Below are 14,906 nucleotides of genomic sequence, written 5' to 3'. Positions count from 1 at the left end.
CAGTCAGCCCTGGCGGACGCAGCAGCCCTGGCACACCTTGGGCCGGGGCAGCGTGAACGCCAGGCAGCAGGTGCGCCGCTGGACGGTCGGCTCGCCGGCCGGGCCGGGCACCAGCTCGACCAGGTCGCTCAGGTCGAGCGCGTCGAGCAGCGTGCCGACGGCCGCCGTGGCCGAGCCGGGCAGCGCGTCCGACGCACGCAGGATGCCGTGCGCGATGCCGGAGGCCACCGAGCCGAGCAGCGTACGGGTGCCGATCCGGACCTCGCCCTGGATGGCGCCGACCAGCGGCACGAAGTGGGCGTCGAGCAGGGACGCGCGCAGCGCGCCGAGCAGCGCCGCCTCGTCCGGGACGACCCGCACGCCCGGAGCACCGGCCAGCGCCAGCGGGTCGCCGGGCAGTACCGCCACCGGGGTCGAGGCGCGCAGTCCCAGCGTGAGCAGCTGATGGTGGTCCTCGAAGTGCACGAGCACGTCGGCCGGGTCGAGCAGCGGCACCCGGCGGGCGGACGCCCAGCCGAGCACCGCGGGCAGCGCGGTCCAGTAGCTGTAGGACTTCCACGCCAGCGCGGCGCAGGCGTGCGGGGTGCCGCCCCACCGGCGCCCGGCGGCGGTCAGGAACTCGGACAGCAGCGTGCCGTCGATCAGCCGGGTGGCCGGGGACCAGCGGTCCATCTCGTCGTGGACCAGCAGGCCGGGTGCGAGCCCGGGCAGGTCGTCGGTGCCGAACATGGCACGCAGGGTCGCGGTCACCGGGGCGAGCGGGGTGGCGGCGTCGCGCCCCGGCATCACGGCTGTCACCTGGCCGTCCCCTGTCCTGTCGCCCTGCGGTCGGCGCCTGCCGTCGACCCAAGCTAAGGCTAGCCTAACCAGCCGCCCGGCGGGAGGGGAAGTGGTGTGACGGAGACGGAAAACGCCGCCGGCGAACCGGCGGCGGACGGCGTAAGGATCGACGTACGCCACTGAAAAGTCAAGGCGAGTGTCGAATACGAGGCAGTTTCCGTACACGTTCGGCCACTCAACGTGAAAATGGTCTTCCCGCGTACGAGGAAGCTGATGACGACCTCACCGATCGAGCGTGCCGCGGACTCGTTCGCGGCGGAACTCGCCCGGCACCGGACCGGCCGAGGGCTGTCCAAGAAGCAGCTGGCGACACTGATGGGCTTCGACCCGTCCTACGTCAGCCACGTCGAAGGGCGCCGCCACCGGCCCACCGAGGACTTCGCCCGCCGGGCCGAGGCCGTCCTGGAGGCCAGCGGCGCGATCTGGCAGCGCTTCCGGGAGTACGACGAGCTGCGGCACGGCCGGACCGGGGCCGCGCACCGCGACCCACCCGTGCCCGGCCAGTGGCTGCCCCCCGGCACCGGACTGGTGGTGGAACGGGAGGTGGCCACGCTCACGCACACCGGTGACGGCTACCACTGCGCGATCCGGCGGGAGCTGTACAACGCGGGCACCGAACCGGTCACCCGCTACCTGGTCCGGGTCGCCGTCGACCGCTACCCCAGCGACCCGGGCCGCTCCAACCGGCACCACCGGGAACATCCGCTCACCTTCGCCGAGCTGCAACTCACCGCGTACCGGGACGACGGGAACGGGCGCGAGCCGATGCACTGGCGGGCCAAGCACGACCGGGACGCGTTCAAGGAGATCTGGCTGCTGTTCGAGAACGACGAGGGCCGCTTTCCGCTCTACCCCGGCGACCGGGTCACCATCGAGTACGCGTACCGCGTCGGCCGGGACAAGTGGGGCCCCTGGTTCCAGCGGGCCGTACGCCTGCCCACCCGGCACCTGGCGGTGCGGCTCGACCTGCCCGCGGATCTCGACCCGAAGGTATGGGGCGCGGAGACCTCGCTGTCGGCGGAGGAGGGGCCGCTGCGTACCCCGATCCAGCGTTCGGTGGACGGCGGCCGGGTGGTCTTCGACTGGGGGACCGACGACCCGCCGCTGAACGCCCGCTACCGGATGCAGTGGCGGTTCCGCAGCCCCGAGCCGGACGCCGAACCGGACACCGCGCCCACCGGCGGCGCCCGGCTGCGGGCCAGCGACCGGATGCGGGCCGTGGGCATCGTGCAGCGCGGCGACGACCTGCTCCGGCAGCGGGCCCGCCAGTTCGACCTGCCGGCCGACGAACAGCACGCCCGGCAGGTGATCGACCGGCTCGCCGCGATGCTGGTCCGGCTGGACGAGCTGCACCCGTTCAGCAAGGGCGTCGGCCTCGCCGCGCCCCAGCTCGGCATCGGCTGGTCGGCAGCGCTCGTGCGCCCGGCCGACCGGGCGGCCGACCCGGTGGTGCTGCTCAACCCCCGGGTGGTGGACGCCGCGACCGAGACCGACGAGCAGTACGAGGGCTGCCTTTCCTTCTTCGACCACCGCGGCCTGGTGCCCCGTCCGTTGCGGATCGACGTGGAACACGCGCTGTGGGACGGCAGCCGGGTGATCACGTCCTACGAGTACGCGATGGCGCGACTGGTCGCGCACGAGATCGACCACCTGGAGGGGCGGCTCTACGTCGACCGGATGGCACCCGGCGTGCCACTGGTCCCGGTGGAGGAGTACCGCGAGACCGGCACCCCCTGGCGCTACTGAGAGACGGGGGCCGGGTCGCGTGCCCCAGGGGGCAGGGGCACGCGACCCGGCTCGGGGGGAGCAAGGTTCAGAGGTTGCCGAACGTGTCGTACCGGATGTGATCAGGCGGGACGTCGTCGGCGGCGAGCGCCCGCAGGGTGGCCCGGACCATTGGGGCCGAGCCGGAGACGTAGCAGTCGTGCGTGGTCCACGGGCCGTACCGGGTGACCACCTCGGAGACGTCACCGAGTTCGCCGCCGAAGTCCGGCTCCTCGCTGCACGCCGGGGTCACCGACAACCACGGGTGGGACGCCACCAGTTCCTCCAGGCCGGGCAGCCCGTACAGCTCGTCCGGGCGGCGCGCGCCGTAGAAGACGTGCACCCAGCGGGTCCGGTTGACCCGGGTCAACTCCTCCACCAGCGCCTTGATCGGCGCCAGGCCGACGCCGCCGGCCACACACAGCACGTCCCGGGCGGAGTCCGGGTCCAACGTCATCGACCCCATCGGCGCGGCCACCCGCAGCAGGTCACCCGGCTTGGTACGGCGCACCAGCGCGCCGGACACCCAGCCCGCCGCACCTGGTGGCGTCCGGACGTGGAACTCCAGCACGTTCTCCTCGTTCGGCGCGTTCGCCACCGAGTACGTCCGCCACACCCGCGGGTGGTAGCGGGGCACCTCCACGCTCACGTACTGGCCGGCCCGCCACGGGAGGGGATCCTGGAGCGCGCGTACGGTCAGCACCGCCGTGTCCGGGCCGTGCCGCTCGTGCGTCAGCACCTCGGCGTGCCAGTACGGCGGATTCTCGTCCGCGTCCGCGCCGGCCAGCATCCGCTCGCTGATGCCGGCGTACGCCTCCCGCCACGCCTGGTCGTACTCCAGGTTCCAGCCGTCCCCGGCGGTGCTGCGCAGCGCGTCGAGCAGCGCGACGCCCATCGTCGCGTAGTGCCCGGCCGCCACGTGGTACTTGCGGTGGTCCCGGCCCAGCGCGCGCAGGTACTCGTCGAAGCTCTCCGGGTCGCCCACCGCCTGGGTGGCCGTGACGATGGCCTCCAGGATGCGGTCACCCTGCCCGTTCATCTGCACCGGGAACAGCTTGCGCAGCTCCGGGTCGAGGAGGAACAGCCGGGCGTAGAAGTGACCGCTGAGCCGCTCCCGGTGCTCCTCGACCAGGGTCCAGCTCTCCTTCAGCAGCCGCGCGAAGTTCTCCACAGGGGCACGCTCCTTCTCCGTACGGGCGGATCGGCCCGCATAGAATGTCCACGGAGCGTGTACGCCGGTCGCACAGGCTGTGCGACCGTCCGGCCCGGTCGCCGAAGTGCTTTCATGGTCCGGTGACGGTTGACGAGCTGGCCCGTCCGGTCTCCCGCCGGATGCTGGGCACCGAGACGCTGCTCGTGCTCGGTCTGTCCCTCGGCCAGTCGGCCGTGTACGCGCTCGTCTCGCTGATCGCCAAGCTGACCGCGACCGGTGGCCTGTCGAAGCAGACCGCCGCCCTGAACACCTCCGCGTCGGCCCGGCCGTACCTCGACCTCACGTACCAGCTGCTCGGGATCGTCTTCGCGCTGCTGCCGGTGCTGCTCGCCGTACACCTGCTGGCGCGTGACCCCGGCGACCCGGCACGGACGCTCGGCGTCGACTTCCGCCGGCCCGCCTCCGACCTGGCCCGCGGCGCGGGCCTGACCGCGCTCATCGGCCTGCCCGGGCTGGCGCTGTTCTGGGTGGCGGCGCAGCTCGGCCTCAACGCCACGCTGGTCCCGGCCGCGCTGCCGGACCTCTGGTGGACGGTGCCGGTGCTGATCCTCGCCGCCGTGCAGAACTCCGTGCTGGAGGAGGTGATCGTGGTCGGCTACCTGATCACCCGGCTGCGGCAGCTCAACTGGCGGATCGGCGCGGTGCTCGCCACGAGCGCGCTGCTGCGTGGCTCGTACCACCTCTACCAGGGCTTCGGCGCGTTCGTGGGCAACGCCGTGATGGGCGTGATCTTCGGGCTGTTCTACCTGCGCACCCGCCGGGTGGCCCCGCTGATCGTCGCCCACACGCTGCTCGACATCTTCGCGTTCGTCGGCTACGCGATGCTGCCGAAGTCCTGGTTCGACTGGCTCTGACCGCGGCTGCCGGCTTGCCCGGCCCGGTGGTTCCGTGGCCCGGCATGGTCGTCGGCTTGCGCCGGTTCGGCGAGGTGGCGGTATCGCGGCCCGACGGACCCCGCCACCTCGCCGAACACGCGTCGATCAAGTGCGGGGTGGCCGGTACCGGGCGACCGCCCGCGCGGCCACCCGCTCGGCCGTCGCCGTACCGCCCGTCGCGGCCGCCAGCGCCGCCGCTCCCGGCAGCAACCGGGCGGCCAGCCGCAGCCCGAGCCAGCCGCCCGCCTGCGCGGCCATCGGCGTGGCCAGCCGCCAGGCCGCCTCCGCCGCCCGCCCCCACGGACCCTCCGCCGGAGCGTCAGCCGCCCGAGCCGCCGCCAGCGCCGCCCGCGCGGCGCCGTCGTCCGGGTGCACCAACGTCAGCACCAGCAGCTCGGCCGCCCGGTCCGGATGCGCCGGATCCCGCCCGTACGCCGCCGCCAGATGCAGCACCAGGTTCGCCTGCGTCCACAGCACTGTCGCCAGCTCCGCGACCGGCGCGAACAGCCCGGCGCCCGCTGCCAGCGCCCCACCCGTACCGGCCATCCGGACGAACCGCCGGGTCGCCAGCCGGGCCACCCCGTCGGCGTCCGCCTCCGGGTAGGCCTGACGCACCTCCTCCACCCACGCCGAGGCGCGCGGCCCGAGCGCGTCGACCGCCGCCAGGGCCAGCAGCTCCGGCGCGAACCCGGGGTGGTCGCGCAGCTGCGGCCCCACCGCCCGCCAGCCCTCCACCGGTGTACGCGCGAAGCCGGGTTGTGCGGACGCCCGCTCGACGACGGCCGGCTCTGCCCGAGGTGCCTGGCCGACGGCGGTGGGCTCGGATCCGGAGGCGGCACGCTTCGAGGCGGGAGGCTCGATCGCCGGCACGGTGGTGGTCCCGGAGGACGGCGGGGCGGCCGGTCCCGTGCGCTTCGCCGGGCTCGCTTCGCCCGCCGAAGGCGCGGCCTTGACGGCCCGGCGGGTCCGACCGGATCGAGGTGCGGTGGTCCGTTCCTCCGCCGCGACCGGCTCGGACTCGGCTGGCGCCTCCGGCTTCGGGGCCGATGCCTTCCGAGCAGTCCTCTTGACCGCCGGGGCGGCCTTCTTCACGGCCGGGGCAGCGTTCTTCGCGGCCGGAGCGGCCTTCTTCGCCGCGGGCGCGCGGCGGGTCCGCTTCGGGGTCTCCTCGCCGGCCGGTGGTGCCGGTGGCGCGGCCGAGCGCTCGGTGACCGGCGGCTCCCCCGCTTCCGGTGCGGCTCCGGGTGCCGGCAGCGGCTCAGCCGTCCCCGGGCCAACCGATCGAGTGCCGGGCGTGGCAGGTCCAGCGGCGTACCGCTCTGCGGACGACGTACCCGGACCGGTTGTGGCAGCACTCGGGGTGGCTTGCTCTGCGGACGGCGTACCGGAATCGGCTGCCGAGGAATCCGCGGCCGGACGCGGGCGCGGCGCCGGCGGTGCGTCGGCGTCCGGCGTCGGCGGCTGGAAGACGACCGTCGGCGCCGACCGGCGCGGACGCCGAGGCGGCGGTGTGTCGCTCGTCGCGTTCTCCGCGACGGGCTCAGGCGCCGGCGGCGGGCTGAAGGTGGGACGGGGGGAGCGGCTCCGCCGGGCCTTGGGTGCGGGCTCGCGACGGGGCGGATCGCTCGGCGGCTGCTCCTGCATATCGATGGAGCGTAGCCGTGGGCGTGATCCGGCACACGACGAAAACGCGGTCGGGGCGGTGCGTCCCGGTATCCGCTTTGCCCCGGGCGGGTGCGGGCCTGTATCCTCGGGCGCGGTGACCTCGGGGTCACCAGGGAGACTTCGCCTAGTCTGGTCTATGGCGCCGCACTGCTAATGCGGTTGGGGTCTTAAAGCCCCTCCCGGGTTCGAATCCCGGAGTCTCCGCGCGAAAGCCGGTTGTGTAGACTGGCCGAGCACCAGGCGCCCGTAGCTCAACGGATAGAGCATCTGACTACGGATCAGAAGGTTAGGGGTTCGAGTCCCTTCGGGCGCACAAGATCAGGAGGGGTCTGACCTGCCGTAACGGCGGTCAGGCCCCTTCACTGTCTGTCCCTTGTGGTCGGTTGGGTGCTCGGTGGGTGCTCGTGCGACGAGCGTCCCTCACGTCCGGCCCGGTCCGGTGGGCGGTTGTGCGTCCGCCGGGGTTTTGATCATGATTCGCTTGCCCGCCGACGAGCCCCAATGCTGGGACGCGGCGGTGTGCACTCGCCGCCGCTGACTGGGCCTGGTCGCGGTGGGGTTGGGTGGCATTCCCGCCACGGTGGATGTTGTGCCCGTCTGGCGTTGTGTGTGGGGGGCGTGGGGGTGTAAGTGGGGGATGGTGGTGGTTGCGTCAGGGCTGTTCATCACGGTTGTGGTGACCGCGGCATCGGTCACCGACAAGGCATCGGTGTTCGGCTGCTCGGCAAGGCGTCGCGCGCACCCTCGACGCTGGAGCCGCTCCTGGATCGACGCCGGGTTCAACAGGGTGTTTCCTTTTCCTTCGCCCCAGTCTGACTGATTGGCGCTCGAGCCCCGGCAGAGGAACATGTCGACTCGGGCCAGAAGGGCTCAGCGCGACCTCAGGCTCGCCACCTGAAACCCGTCCCAAGCTACGTCTCAGCCAGATTTGTGACAACGCGAAGCGTGAGAATGTGGTACCGCTTGATGTACGGGTAGTGACGATGCCTTGCCGCGTTCAGCGGTGAGTGACCAAAAAGACTCTTTGATGTTGATCTTAGTCGATGAGAAGAAATAACGTCTATTTGTCGCCACGGTAAGGAGGTGTGGTCATGCGCAAGGGCGTCGAGTGGAATTGAGATTGGTCTGACCGGCTAACGTGGAGCTCGTTGACCTTGCGATGTAGCCCACGGAGGCATGACTGATGTCGCTCCAGCGCCGGCGGGTAGCGCTGGTTGTGCTGACAGGATCCATCGCGGCGACGGCGCTGGCGTGCCTGGCGTGGGCGGTGGCTCAACTGCGCGCGCCGGTGTCGTCCACGCCTTGGATGTACGTCGTGGTGGGGATGGCGTTGATGGCGATGGGCGCGGTCCTGCCCATGCCACTGCCGTCCCGCCTGCCGATTAGAATCACCTTGATCCCGACCGCGTGCGTCGTGTGCGTGGCGGTGTTGCCCGCGCACTGGGTGGTGATTTGTGCCGCTTTCGGGGTCGCGGTTGGTCGCGCCGTGCGGCAGCCGTCTCACAGGGTGAGTCTGCACAAGCTCATCCATAACACGAGTGTGGATGTGGTCACCGCCTTCGTCGCGGCGGCCATGATGTACGTGGTCGATTTCCGTCCGGGTTCTGCCATGTTGGGTGAGGCGGGGCTGCAGCCGGTTTCGGTGATCGTCGCGTTCCTCGCCGCGGCGGTCGCGGCTCTGGTGTTCGAGGAATTGGCGACGGTCGCGGCGGTGACGTGGTCGACCGGTCAGCCGGTCATGGTGTCCGTGCGTTTCCTCTGGCGGACCCGGCTTGTCGTCGCCGTCGGCGAAGCGGTTACCGCAGTGGTCGTCGCTGCCGCCCTCATGATCGATTCTCGCGTCCTTATCGCGCTGCCGTCGACGATGATGGCACTGTATTTCGCGGTCAGTAATCGACTTCGGATCCGTGAGGAGCGCCGCGTCTGGTTGCGCCTGAACGCTTTGGGTAGCGCTCTGTCCTCTCGAGACACGGACGAGGTTCTGCACACCGCCGCGGCCGGTGCGGTCGAGCTGTTCGGCGCTCAGTCAGCGGACATCGAGCTCAGCCGAGACAGGCGGCTGGTCCGTGCGGTCTTGCGGGGGGATGCGGCGTTGGTCGCCTTTGACGGCGAGATAGAGGCCGCTCCGGACGAGGCTCCTTGGCAGATACTCTGGAGGCAGGGTTTCGGCGATCACACAACGGGCGTTGGCGGGGAAGTGCGGCTGCGGCTGGGTGGCTCCCAGGCGGCGCCCTCGGAGCGCGAGCGCGCGACGCTGCAGTCCTTCGTCGCGACGTTGTGCGCAAGCCTGGAAACCGCGCACGCGTACGGTCTGCTTGCTCGCGAGGCGACCCATGACAAGGACACAGGCCTGCCGAATCGGCTCGGGTTGACGCAATGGTGCGCGGCCCTGCCCGACGAGTCCTGCCACGTCCTGGTGGTGCAGGTGGAGAATCTGCAGTTCCTGGCGGACACCATGGGGCAGGAGCGGACGCGGGCGGTCCTCGCGCAGGTAGCTGGCCGGCTCCGGAAGTTGTCGGCGGACCATTCGGCTGGCGCGGCGCGTGTCGGTGATGCCACCTTTGCCCTTGTCCTGCGCGGGCTGACCAGCGACCTGGCTTACCAGCGAGCGTGCCGCGCGGTGGCTCTACTTCGCCAGGGCATCGAGATCACCGCCGACCGCGTCGACTTGCGGGTCAGCGCCGGCATGGCCTCGGGCGCACCGGGGCCGATGCTGCTGGACGCAGCTGAACGAGTCCTGTGGCGCGCGTTGCGTCGGGGTGAGGACAGGCTCGTCTCATACAAGGCGGGCACTGTCGGTGAGTGGTCGTTGGCCCGCGAGCTGACGCAGGCGAGGATGTCGATTTCCTGCGAGCCGGTGGTGGACCTGGGCAGCGGCCAGATCACCATGGTGCACACCGTGCCCCGCTGGTTGTATTCACGCAACGATCTGCTTGCTGCGGATGACTACGTCTATCAGCACATCAAGGACGTCGAAGGTTTGCAGGCGTTGGCGTTGCAGATCCTGGCGCGGTCACTGGTGGCGGCGGCTTCGTGGCGTGATGCGTTGCCCGACGCGGCGTTGATCGTGCCGCTGCCTTCCGCCGCGCTGACCTCGCAGTTCGCAGCCAGGGTGCAAGAGCTGCTACAGGTCCACGGGATGGAGGGGCCGCGTCTGGTGCTGGCGTTGAGTCGTCCGCCAGCAGTCTCCGACCCGGTCGTTGGCGGTTCGGGCGGTCGTAGTGCCGCTGAGCGCGTGACTGGCATGGGTGTGCGTCTTATGCTGGATAACTACGGTAGCCGGCACACCGATCTCGCGGCGCTGAGCGCCGCGGACTGGAGTTTTCTGCGCCTGCATCCGGCCTTCTCACTCGACGCGGGTTGGCGTCCGGCGAGGTCGGTCATCCGCGCGGCGGTGGACCTCGCTGCGGACCTCGATCTTGTTGCCGTCGCTGCGGGGATCAGCACTCATGAGCAGCGGCAGGAACTCGCCGTCCTCGGGTGTGCCTGTGGTAGCGGCGAGTTGTTCGGCGGTGAGATGTTCCCCAGTCAGATCCGCACGCATGCTCAAGCGTGGATCCCGCGCCCGCTCGGGCGGGCACCTGGTCAGCGCCGGCTACACCGGTTGGGCTGAGCGCGCAGCGGGTGGCAGGTCCGCTGGCGGCGGCACTATGGAGCTGCCGCCCGTCAGGTGGTACGTGCGTGACTGGCTCAACGCGGCTGGATCCACCGGCGCCCACCTGGCGATCTCCGCGGCCACGAGGGGGGAGTCGCTCATCGCCTGATCCACGCGGGCCAGGTGCCGCGCCTCAGCGCGTACATCGTGGCGGTTGTGGCGGGGCGGGGGCGGCTGCGAACCGCTTGCCGGCGGCGCCGTCGCCAGCTGCCGATGCCGCAGGGCCACGGCGATGGTCGCCGCCTCGGCCACCGCGTCCGTCGAGGCGGCGTCGAGGCGGTGGCGGCGGGCATGTGCGGTCGCGCTGGCGTGCACCTGTGTGCTGCACCAGGGACGCAGCGCCCGCAACACCTCGTGTATCTCAACGACAGTACGGTGGCGCTGGCGGTTACCTCCGATCTCGGTGGGAACCGGTGTGGCGGTGCTGGTGGTGACGATGGCGAGCTGCGGCATGCTGTCACGCAGAGTCATCCACAGGTGCAGTAGATGCCAGTCCGAACGGCGTTCAGCCCACCAGTTCGTCGTCACCTGGGGAAGCCATCCTGGATGGTCCGTCAGCTGATCGCTGTCGGCGTCGTCGTGAGCGGCAGCCCGAGTGAGTTGTTGATAGAGCAGGTCCGCGGCGAGTTCGGCCTCGGCCTCGACAACCCGGTCGACGCCGTCGTGCCAGATGTCACCTGGGTGTTCGAGAACGAGGTGGGCGAGTTCATGCAGCACGGTCTGGGTTCGGGTCACCGGCGGCAGTGAGCGGTCGACCAGGATGACGTCGCCCTCCGGCCGGTCGGTGATGAGAACGCCGGGCGGGTGACCAGCTTCCAGATCGACGTCGCCGACGACGAGGTTCTGGCGGCGGGCGGCGCCGATCGCGGCACACCAGGCATCGACGGTGTAGGGCGGACACGGATCAGGCAGACCGGCCCTCGCCAAGCGTCTCCGCAGGCGAGCCCGAGCCAGCAGCATCCTGACCTCCCGACACCGATGCCAGCGCCGATCAAAGGCCAGAGTGTAGCCGTTCCTGTCGGTATCCACACGTGCACGCGTTGTCAGGGTCACCATTGAGGACGGACGTCGGCTAGGCTCGCCGTCCACGAGCGATCCCAGCAGCCGACGGGAGCAGCGGTGACCGACCAGCAGAAAACCACGCCGACAACGCCCCGTCCCCGGGCCACTGTCGCCCGGATCTACGACTACCTCCTCGGCGGCAAGCAGAACTTCGAAGCCGACCGTCGCGCGGCCCGGGACATCCTGAGCAAGGTTCCCGCAGCGGCCGACCTAGCCCTGTCCAACCGGCTGTTCCTGCGCCGCGCCGTCCAGACGCTGGCCGAGGCCGGCATGCGGCAGTTCCTCGACCTCGGCTCCGGAATCCCCACCCAGGGCAACGTCCACGAGATCGCCCAGGCCGTCGACCCTGAGATCCGCGTGCTCTACGTCGACATCGACCCCGTCGCGGTGGTGGCGTCGAACCAGATCCTCGACGGCAACCTGCACTGCCGGGCGATCGAGGCCGACTTCACCCAACCCGACGTCATCCTCGACGCCCTCGCCGACAAGGACGCCGCCTCCATCATCAATCTCGATGAGCCGCTCGCGGTGCTGTACTGCTCTGTGCTGCAACTGATCCCCGACGACCAGATCGACGCAATCATCACGCCCATCCGAGACTTGCTCGTACCGGGCAGCGCCATGGTCATCAGCCATGTGGGCGTCGACGTGCCCGACCGCTGGGGCGAGTCGACCGTGCACCAGGCCACCGACGTCTTCCGCACACAGGCGGCAACGGACATCCACTTCCGCACCGACGAACAACTCACGGCGCTGTTCAGCGACTTCGAGATGATCGACCCCGGCCTCGTGCCACTGGACCGCTGGCGCCCCGAACTCAGCGAACCCGATCCCTTCGTCGCCGCGTCGATGCCCTCACCCATGCGCGGCGCGGTCGCGTTCCGCCGCTAAACCACCACCCCTCACCCGCACCCCCGCCCCAGCAGTACCTCGCCGAAGGACTGCCCGATCATCCGAGATCGACGGATAACCGGCAGTCCCGTGCAGCAGCTGGTCAAGCAGGCTCGCGTCGCGGGTATGGACCTAGGCCGGCCCGGACGGGTTGCTGCCCGGGGCCGACCACGACAGTGCTCCGAGACCGCCCTGGACGCTTCGATGACCGAGCACCTGGGCCATGACAAGTGTGAGCCGGCGGGCCACGATGGCGGCAACTTCGTAACAGCACCCCCCGGGGCTCCCAACTTTCCTGCGCCACACGGCCTGCGCGACGGCGGGCTCCCACCCAGGACCGGCTCCCGGCCGTGTGTTCCCGCGAGCCATGCGCCTCACGACGGCAACTGGCTCCCGCGTGCTCTTCACGTATCGCCCCGGACACGGCCTCACCTTCAGCCGATGCGGCCGGGTGCGCCCAAAAGGCCGGTCCAACCACAGTTGCCAGGCTTCGAACCACGGTTGACACGGCGTGTCGGCGCGTGCTTAGCTCACCACATCCCCAACTACGGTTAGGGAAGCCGCAACCACAGTTGCCCAAGGGCGTGGTGGGCGGCTTCGCCACCGGGTCACCGGCACCCGCCGGTGGCGGCGAGGCGCGGCAACGGCCGAAGGCCGCGCCGAAAGCGGTCATCTGATCGGCGGCGCGACATCCAGGACCGCGAGGCCGGTCGCGTCGCCGCCTTCAGGAGGCGCGATCACCACTGACACCACCTGCGAAACAGGCCGTCTCCGCCGCCGGCCGGCCGCTCATGGGCCGGGCACGCATCGGCCTACGCCTAGTGGTGGCTGTCGAGGCCAGTACGGCGTTTTCAAGAATGCGAGGCAGACGATGATCCTCTACAACACCGTCCTCGGCGTGGCCGCGGGACTGGCCCTGCTCACCCTGGTTCGGTTCTGGGGCCGTGTCCGCCAGTTCCAGCCTGCTGCGCAGGCCGCAGCCGCGCTGGCCAACCAGGCCACCAACAGCGCCAGAGGCTCGGCAGAGGACGCGGGCGGATCGGCAGTGGCCCTGGCCACCCGCCAGCAGACACTGATGACATCCCCGCCCGGCGACGCCGTGTCCGACTTCGACCCCGCCGACTACGCTCCCACCTTTTTCGTCCTCGGAGCCCTGCTCACCGGACTCGGCGGTGCGATGAGCCTGACCCACCCGCTGACCGCCAACCCGCCCGTCAACATCGCCTTCGGCGAACCCTGCCTGTGGCTGGGAGTGATGCTCCTCGCCGGCGCCATGCACCTGTGGCGCGGCGGCAAGCTCACCGCCGGAGCACTCAAGGCCATCTCACCGGTCGTGGTCGCCGTCGGGCTCATCCTGGCGTTCTGCGCCGCGGCGATCGTGCGGTTCAACCTCGTCGGCTCAGCCCCTGCCGAGGAACCGGTCACCGGACAGCTGCACAACTACCCCCTCGTGGAGAACACCTTCTTCTTCGTCCTGTATGCCCTAGCCGCCGCCGGCGCACTCGCCTTCCCTCGTGTAGTCGCAGGCACCAACCACCTGGCCTGGACGGTCATGCGGTCCTGCTGGACGGTCGCCGGAGTCAGCTTCGTGCTGTTCAGCGCGATGAACTACTACACCCACATCGGCCTGATGATCAACCTCTCGCGGTCGGGTCCTGACTTCCCGGTCTGACACCCCCGCTCCGACCTGCCGTACCTCTGCGCACCGCGGCGCAGAGGTACGGCCCACGTCGACCGCTGGCCCGCGCCCGGCGGCGCGGACCTGATCCACCCCTGCGACCGGGGGTCGAACTGCACCTCGTCCGCTTCGCCCAACGCCTGGCCAGCAACGGCATCCTGCACTCTTCGACGCGTTGGCCGCACGCCGCGGCACATGAACTTGAGTCACGCCCTGCCAGGGGTGCTGCCGTAGAACCACGGCCTGGGGTAGCGAGCCGGCGGGAGGCACCCGGCCGGTCGTGGTCGCGTCGCAACGCGACGGCGGCGAGGGCGGGTGGTGCGCAGATGATGCGCCCCGCGTTCAGGTGTGGCTGCCTCATGGGCCGACACACGAAGCAGCGCCTGGTCAGGGCATCCCTTGCATGCCTCTCCAGGCTGCGCGGCGGGATCTGAGCAGACGGCGGCGAAATTGCTGCCGATGTCGGCAGCAATTATCGACACGCTCTGCACGGCTGTGCTGAATTGGAGGCCGAAGCTGGTGCGGGCGCGCCAGTAATCGTTTCCACCGAATTCAGTCCGCCGCGTGTCGCGTTGTCGGGCTGATGACTCGCGTCTGGGTAGGTGCCCTTGATGATCAGTAGGAAGCAGGTCCGCCATCTGACCGCTGTGGCGCTGCTGGTGGTCGGCGGCGGTGGTGTGTGGGGGTCGGGGTGCGCCTCGAGCGGGGCAGGCACTGACCGGCACGAGCCGGGGCGGGCGTCATCGGGTCGGCCGGCCGGAGCACCCACGGCTACGCCGTCGGTCTCGTATCGTGCGGCGGACGATCTGTGTGCCCGCTTGGACCTGCGGGAAGTCGGGAAGCTGGTCGGGTCGACCGGTGACCAGCGCAGCGTCTCCGAGGGCGTGGGCCGACTCGCGGGAACGTCGTGCGCGGTCACGGTCGGGCGGCTACCTGACGGGGTGGTGGTAACGGTCCGCGCGGACATCGGCGGCCCGGGGTCCGGCCGAGTCATGTACGAGGGGCTGCGCCAGGCGCAGCCGGCCGGCCTGCCGGTGACCGACCTGCCGGGGCTGGGTGCCGCCGGGTACTTCTGCGTCGATCCCGTTGTCGGGGCGACGGTGGCCACGTACGACGCGAACGTCTACCTCACGGTCACCGCCGCCGCGCTGCGCCCGCGCGGTCGCCTGCCCGGGGCGGTGGCCTTCGCGTTGCGTGATACGGCGTCCTCCGCGCTGCAGGCGCTGCGCGCCTGACGACCCGCATTCCCTTGCTCCTCGAACT

10 protein-coding genes and 2 tRNA genes are annotated in these 14,906 nt (G+C 70.6%); 8 read left to right on the top strand and 4 right to left on the bottom strand.

The features are described from left to right. Positions 1 to 3: 3 nt before the first annotated feature. Complete coding sequence (locus KSK32_RS11300) at positions 4 to 786, bottom strand: hypothetical protein (protein WP_216936007.1); 783 nt, start codon at positions 784 to 786, stop codon at positions 4 to 6. Between the two features lie 267 nt (positions 787 to 1,053). On the opposite strand from KSK32_RS11300, the gene KSK32_RS11295 reads away from it, so the two are divergent. After that, positions 1,054 to 2,586: a peptide deformylase gene (locus KSK32_RS11295; RefSeq protein ID WP_216931044.1), complete on the top strand. Its 1,533-nt coding sequence runs from the start codon at positions 1,054 to 1,056 to the stop codon at positions 2,584 to 2,586. Between the two features lie 67 nt (positions 2,587 to 2,653). On the opposite strand, the gene KSK32_RS11290 is transcribed toward KSK32_RS11295, so the two are convergent. Further along, complete coding sequence (locus KSK32_RS11290; RefSeq protein WP_216931042.1) at positions 2,654 to 3,775, bottom strand: globin domain-containing protein; 1,122 nt, start codon at positions 3,773 to 3,775, stop codon at positions 2,654 to 2,656. 122 nt (positions 3,776 to 3,897) lie between these two features. On the opposite strand from KSK32_RS11290, the gene KSK32_RS11285 reads away from it, so the two are divergent. Beyond that, positions 3,898 to 4,671, top strand: coding sequence for a CPBP family intramembrane glutamic endopeptidase (locus KSK32_RS11285; RefSeq protein ID WP_216931040.1), 774 nt, complete (start codon positions 3,898 to 3,900; stop codon positions 4,669 to 4,671). A gap of 126 nt (positions 4,672 to 4,797) precedes the next feature. On the opposite strand, the gene KSK32_RS33355 is transcribed toward KSK32_RS11285, so the two are convergent. Further along, entirely contained in the window at positions 4,798 to 5,427 is a 630-nt protein-coding gene (locus tag KSK32_RS33355; protein WP_254187018.1) for a hypothetical protein, read from the bottom strand. 1,043 nt (positions 5,428 to 6,470) lie between these two features. Between KSK32_RS33355 and KSK32_RS11275 the strand changes: the two genes are divergently transcribed. The 3 genes from KSK32_RS11275 to KSK32_RS11265 all read left to right on the top strand — a co-directional run bounded on the left by KSK32_RS11275 (position 6,471) and on the right by KSK32_RS11265 (position 9,970). Continuing rightward, positions 6,471 to 6,561 (top strand) — tRNA-Ser (locus KSK32_RS11275). A gap of 36 nt (positions 6,562 to 6,597) precedes the next feature. Next, positions 6,598 to 6,670: transfer RNA gene (locus KSK32_RS11270), tRNA-Arg, on the top strand. 870 nt (positions 6,671 to 7,540) lie between these two features. Further along, on the top strand, positions 7,541 to 9,970 hold the full coding sequence (locus tag KSK32_RS11265) for an EAL domain-containing protein (RefSeq protein WP_216931036.1): 2,430 nt from the start codon (positions 7,541 to 7,543) through the stop codon (positions 9,968 to 9,970). Here KSK32_RS11265 and KSK32_RS11260 read toward each other — a convergent pair. Next, positions 9,953 to 10,972, bottom strand: a complete 1,020-nt coding sequence (locus KSK32_RS11260) for a DUF6545 domain-containing protein (RefSeq protein ID WP_216931034.1) — start codon at positions 10,970 to 10,972, stop codon at positions 9,953 to 9,955. The genes KSK32_RS11265 and KSK32_RS11260 overlap by 18 nt on opposite strands. A 159-nt stretch (positions 10,973 to 11,131) precedes the next feature. Between KSK32_RS11260 and KSK32_RS11255 the strand changes: the two genes are divergently transcribed. The 3 genes from KSK32_RS11255 (at position 11,132) to KSK32_RS11245 (ending at position 14,878) form a co-directional block, all read left to right on the top strand. Next, on the top strand, positions 11,132 to 11,965 hold the full coding sequence (locus tag KSK32_RS11255; protein WP_216931032.1) for an SAM-dependent methyltransferase: 834 nt from the start codon (positions 11,132 to 11,134) through the stop codon (positions 11,963 to 11,965). An 898-nt stretch (positions 11,966 to 12,863) separates the two neighbouring features. Further along, positions 12,864 to 13,637, top strand: a complete 774-nt coding sequence (locus KSK32_RS11250; RefSeq protein ID WP_216931030.1) for a DUF981 family protein — start codon at positions 12,864 to 12,866, stop codon at positions 13,635 to 13,637. Positions 13,638 to 14,461: 824 nt separating this feature from the next. After that, entirely contained in the window at positions 14,462 to 14,878 is a 417-nt protein-coding gene (locus KSK32_RS11245; RefSeq protein WP_254187017.1) for a hypothetical protein, read from the top strand. Positions 14,879 to 14,906 lie beyond the last annotated feature (28 nt).

It is taken from the genome of Micromonospora sp. WMMB482, from assembly GCF_019038635.1.
Classification (GTDB): Bacteria; Actinomycetota; Actinomycetes; order Mycobacteriales; family Micromonosporaceae; genus Micromonospora; species Micromonospora marina.
This window is presented reverse-complemented; position numbering and strand designations above follow the sequence as displayed.